General features: G+C 36.7%; 4 protein-coding genes and 1 pseudogene (1 of these 5 only partly in view). 1 reads left to right on the top strand and 4 read right to left on the bottom strand.

Going from position 1 to position 5599, the window contains the following annotated elements:
- Positions 1-517: 517 nt before the first annotated feature.
- The 3 genes from rlmD to Q5O73_RS08905 form a co-directional block, all read right to left on the bottom strand.
- Positions 518-1927: a 23S rRNA (uracil(1939)-C(5))-methyltransferase RlmD gene (gene rlmD, locus Q5O73_RS08915; RefSeq protein ID WP_366459097.1), complete on the bottom strand. Its 1410-nt coding sequence runs from the start codon at positions 1925-1927 to the stop codon at positions 518-520.
- A 67-nt stretch (positions 1928-1994) separates the two neighbouring features.
- Complete coding sequence (locus Q5O73_RS08910) at positions 1995-2231, bottom strand: hypothetical protein (RefSeq protein WP_021952441.1); 237 nt, start codon at positions 2229-2231, stop codon at positions 1995-1997.
- Between the two features lie 154 nt (positions 2232-2385).
- On the bottom strand, positions 2386-4713 hold the full coding sequence (locus tag Q5O73_RS08905; protein WP_118589190.1) for an ATP-dependent helicase: 2328 nt from the start codon (positions 4711-4713) through the stop codon (positions 2386-2388).
- 109 nt (positions 4714-4822) lie between these two features.
- Between Q5O73_RS08905 and Q5O73_RS08900 the strand changes: the two genes are divergently transcribed.
- Positions 4823-5413 carry a DUF1836 domain-containing protein gene (locus tag Q5O73_RS08900; RefSeq protein WP_302624367.1) on the top strand — a complete coding sequence of 197 codons (591 nt, stop codon included), beginning with the start codon at positions 4823-4825 and terminating at the stop codon, positions 5411-5413.
- Between the two features lie 47 nt (positions 5414-5460).
- On the opposite strand, the pseudogene Q5O73_RS08895 reads toward Q5O73_RS08900, so the two are convergent.
- A pseudogene (locus Q5O73_RS08895) lies at positions 5461-5599 on the bottom strand (YerC/YecD family TrpR-related protein) (it continues 170 nt past the right edge of the window).

The raw sequence follows: 5599 nt of genomic DNA, 5'->3' as shown, positions 1-5599 counted from the left end.
AATTCATCTTCCCTGAAGTCCATCTGATATAATGAACTTCAGATATAAAGAAAGACCGCTCACTTTCAATTTTTCTTGAAAATGAACGGTCTTTCACGCTTCTGTTATTTAGTTGAATGATATGATATTGTTCAGAGCCAAGCAAATTTCCTGCAAAAGTGCGAGTCAAGCTTGCATGAACAAACACTTTTGTCTGGAAATCTATTTGGCGGATACGCCTCACCGAGGAAACACATCGTGTTTTCGAGGTTGCTCTGAACGATTTGTTCCTACCTAGATGTGTTTCCGAAGCCGCAGTCCAATACGACTGAGACATTCACACCGTCTGAAATTGCCTTTTTGTATGTTTTTCGATCACTCTGGTCAAACCTGAAAAACCTCTCAAAGTGCCGGAAGTCGAAAAGTTTTACAAACTTCCCGACTCGCAGGCAGTCGTCAAATTTCGCATAAACACTGGCTTTACAGCCAGTTGTTTCTCCGGAACTCTCCTCGTTGCCTTCGCGCAAATCAAGGATTTTTACAAATCTGTCCGATGTAGTGCAACTACCGTCTCCACATGCACCGTCCCCGGAAACATATCCACGGCACTTGCCTTTTCCACCTTGTATCCCTGCTGCTGCAACACTTCCAAATCCCTTGCCAGACTTGTTGGCTTACAGCTTATATACACCATTTTGTCCACGCCAAAATCAATAATCTTCTGCAATGCCTTAGGATTAATTCCGTCTCTTGGTGGGTCTAAAATAATCATGTCTGGCTTGTCCTTAATATCGTCAATTACCTTAAGCACATCCCCTGCTATAAATTCGCAGTTATCAAGACCGTTAAGTTCGGCATTCTCTTTAGCTGCATGAACAGCCTCTTCCACGATTTCCACACCTACCACTTTCTTTGCCACCGGTGCTATTATCTGGGCAATGGTTCCCGTTCCGCTATATAGGTCAAACACCGTCATATCCTTTGTGTCACCAATATAATCCCTTGCCTTAGAATACAAAACCTCAGCACCTAATGAATTTGTCTGAAAAAATGAGAAAACTGATATTTTGAATTTAAGTCCCAGCAACTCCTCATAAATATATTCCTGTCCGTACAAAATTCTTGTTTCGTCACTTTGCACTATATCTGCCAAACCATCATTAATTATGTGAAGAACGCCACATAACTCTGCCTCTAAATTGAGAGCCCTGAGTTTTTCCACCATTACATCAAGCTGTGCCTGTTTTTCCCACTGTTCATCCGACGTGGTAACAATTGCCACTATCATCTGTTTAGTTCTGGTGGTTCTTCTTACAAGAAGGTGGCGCAAATAGCCTTCATGCTTTAACTTTTTATAAAAAGGCAGTTCTCTTTCACTGCAATGTTTGAGAACACAATCCATTACCTTTCTGTAATCCTCATCTACAATCCGGCATTTATTAACTGTGACAATATCGTGAAAACTGTTTCTTTTATGCATCCCAAGAGCCAGAGGACCGTCCTTGTATTCGTCCCCAAAAGAAAATTCCATTTTATTTCTGTATTCCCACTGAACCGGGCTTTCAATTATGCCCTCAAAGTCATATTCACTCTTTATGGCATTATCAAGAATATCCTTCACCATATTTTTCTTTAATGATAATTGATTTTTATAGCTTAAAGTCTGATATGAACAACCTCCGCAAAATTCAAAATGCGGGCATTTTGGTGTGACATCTTCAAGGTGGGATTTTTCCACCACTTCCTTTAGCCTTCCAACGGATTTTCCTGCTCTTTTTTTTGAAACCACAAACCGCACTGTCTGTCCCGGTATGGTTCCTTTAACTGTTGCCACTCCATCTTCCCTGCAATCCACTTCACCTTTGTTAGGGAATCCTAATTTTGTTACAACACCTGTATATTCAACACCTTTTTTCATTTTATCTCCAATCCAATGTATTATTTTCATTATTAGCAAAAAAACAGCTATAAAGAGCTTCTGACCCTCTATAGCTGTCTTTTTTCTGCATCACACACTAGTCTTCAAAGTCATCTTCGTCTTCATCATCTTCATCGAAAAGATCATCAAAATCGTCTTCGAAATCATCATAATCATCTCTGTTTACAAATCTGTAAATAGCATATGCTGCTCCTGCTATGGCTGCAATTGTTGCAATAACGCCAACTACAATGGCGATAACCTTGCAGGTTTCTTTTTTTTCATCTTTGCCTAAAAGCTTGCCAATCTTTACGCCCTTCATGATTTCGTCCATATTGTCACCTCTTTAATCAAATTTTAAACAATGAATGTTTCACAATTCATTACATATCTGCTATGTTATGTCTTTTACATTAGTATATCATTTATGCTTAGGATTTACTACAAAAATTTTAAATTTGTACGTGTGTCCTTTTATGTAAAAAACATCAGATTTTTTTCAATTTGGCAAAAGATGCCATCATAACTTTCTGACCTACAGTATCAAAATTAACAGTTACCTGATAATCACGGCTTCCGTCTTCAATTCCCAAAACCGTTCCCTCGCCAAACTTAATATGTTTTACTCTGTCCCCCACAACATAATCTATATCAGCTTTTGTTACCTTAAATTCTTTTCCAAAAGAAGGTCTTGTTCCTGAACCATACGCAGGCTTCGTGGCCATTGCCTTATATGCATTTTTTCTTGCACTTGCTGCATAGCTTCTTGAGCCACCAACTCCTCCGAAATTAACTTCTTCACTTCTTCCACGTCTTATTACCCCGGCACTTCCTCCGCCAAACTGTGAAAATGAAGAGCTTTTTTCCGCTAATCTGTCTTCCACATTTTTACTGCTAACAATAAGTGGTGGAATTTCCTTAACAAATCTTGATACCACATTGTACTGGGTTTCACCTCTTACCATACGTTTTTTTGCATAACTGATAGTAAGCTTTTTCATTGCCCTTGTTATAGCCACATAGCAAAGACGACGCTCCTCTTCTAATTCCTCATTGTCATCAGACATTATGCTCATATATCCCGGGAACAGACCATCTTCCATTCCACACAAAAATACATTTGGAAATTCCAATCCCTTTGCACTGTGTACAGTCATTAAAACAACGTAGTCGCTGTCTTCATCAAAAGTATCCAAATCCGAAACCAAAGCAACCTCTTCTAAAAACCTGTCCAAGGTAGGATTCTCTTCCGTTGCCTCATATTCAGCTATTTTACTTATAAGTTCCTCGATATTTTCGATTCTTCCCTTTGCCTCGTCGCTTCCATCATTCAACAGTTCATTCTGATATCCGCTTTTAACAAAAATAGTTTCAGCTAAATCCTTAAGGGAACCTGTTTCATACGCCTCCTGAAAGATTTCCATATGATACAGGAAATATTTAACCTTATTAACGGCTCTTGATAACTTAGGAATATCCTCTACATTTACCAATGCATCGTACAAATCCATTCCCTTTTCCTGAGCATATTCCTTGGCATATCCTATGGTGGTCTCGCCTATTCCACGTTTTGGAACATTTACAATACGCTCCACTGCCAAATCATCTGTTGTATTGTTTATTATTTTCAAATACGCCAGCATGTCCTTTATTTCTTTTCTCTGATAGAAATTCTGACCACCTATGATTTTATAAGGTATACTCTTCATAAGAAGCTTTTCCTCTAAGGCACGGGACTGGGCATTGGTTCTGTACAAAATAGCAAAATCATTATATGAGGCATTATTATTTAAAACCTCTTCCTTAATGGTATTCGCCACCATTTTTGCCTCATCGTATCCATCCTCTGCCTTATATATATCTATCTTTGCTCCCTCTTCATTATCACTCCACAATACCTTATCTTTTCTGTTTGTATTATGCTGTATAACTGAATTGGCAGCCTCTAATATATTTTTCGTGGAACGGTAATTCTGCTCTAATTTTACTACCCTTGCATTAGGAAAATACTTCTCAAACTGAAGAATGTTGGATATATCCGCTCCTCTGAATTTATAAATTGACTGGTCATCATCACCTACAACACAAAGATTTTTGTTTTTTTCCGCTAACAGCTTCACAAAGGCAAACTGTGCCGCATTGGTATCCTGATACTCATCTACCATAATATACTGAAGCCTTTCCTGATAGTTTTCCAGAACTTCCGGAAGCTGTCTGAATAACTTCACTGTCATCATTATTAAATCATCAAAATCCAAAGCATTGTTTTTATATAAGGTATCCTGATACTCATTATATATTCTGGAAATATTAAGGAGTTTAAAATCCTTTTGTGCCATGGAAGCCACATCGCCTGTAGTCATAAGCTTATTTTTAAAATCAGATATTTTTCCTAAAACAGAGGATTCCCTATACATTTTGGAATCCAGATTTAATCCCTTAATAATTTCCCTGATAACTTTTTTACTGTCGTCTGTGTCATAAATTGAGAAATCATTTTTAAAGCCTATTCTATCTATATATCTTCTAAGTATTCTTACACATGCTGAATGAAATGTGCTTACCCACACCTGCTCCGCACCAAAGCCCACTATCTTATTTACACGGGTTCTCATTTCAGCTGCTGCTTTATTGGTAAATGTAATTGCCATAATATTGTATGGATTAACATGTTTCTCTTCAATAAGATACGCTATTCTATGGGTAAGAACTCTTGTCTTGCCGCTTCCTGCTCCCGCTAATATAAGCAACGGTCCTTCCGTATGATAACATGCTAACTGCTGCATATCATTAAGTGTTTCATAAATACTGCTCATCTTTAATACCGTTTTACCTTTCAAATAATTTTATCTTGTAGTTTTTAATACTACATATTATAATAAAGTCTATACAAATTATATTCTATTTAAATTTAGGAGGAATAATATGAACTCAGATGAAATCATTAAGCAGGTTTTAGATGAAGTGCGTAATTTTAATATAGATGACCTGCCTAACATTGACCTTTATATGGATCAGGTTACCACTTATTTAAATAATAAATTTATTGCAACTAAAAGACACGAAAACGATAAGCTGCTTACTAAAACCATGATAAATAACTATGCCAAAAGCCGCCTTCTGCCATCACCTGAAAAGAAAAAATATTCCAAGGATCATATTATTATCCTTACTATGATTTACTTTTTTAAAAATATTATATCAATTAATGATGTTACCAAAATTTTGTCACCGCTAATTGAGAAATACTTTCATAACGAAGATACGCCTATGGAAAATATAATTAATAATTTTCTTGATTATATAAACAATCAAAATCTTGCCAATCCGGCATCTATTGAATCCGGTTGCTCAGAAAACATTTTTGATGGCATTAATTCCAATGATGATAATGAGGAATATCTTCATACTTTAAGTATTATAACGTCATTAAGTTATGATATGTTTATCAGAAAAATAATGATTGAGAAACTTATTGATTCTCTCCCTGACAAAAATACCGAAGACAAGAAATAAATCACCGGAAGCGGCATATGCCGCATTCCGGATTTTTTTTTGTTACTTTATTTATCTTTTACACGTTCTAAAACCATATCATATCCATCATTTCCATAATTTAATGAACGGTTTACTCTGCTAATGGTAGCCGTTGAAGCTCCTGTGGAATGGGAAATTTCCAGATAGGTCTTTCCCTCTCTTAGC

The organism is Eubacterium sp. AF15-50 (assembly GCF_934835595.1).
GTDB classification, from domain to species: Bacteria; Bacillota; Clostridia; order Lachnospirales; family Lachnospiraceae; genus Eubacterium_G; species Eubacterium_G segne.
Note: the sequence above shows the minus strand (reverse complement) of the source record. Positions and strands in the feature narration are given on the sequence as shown.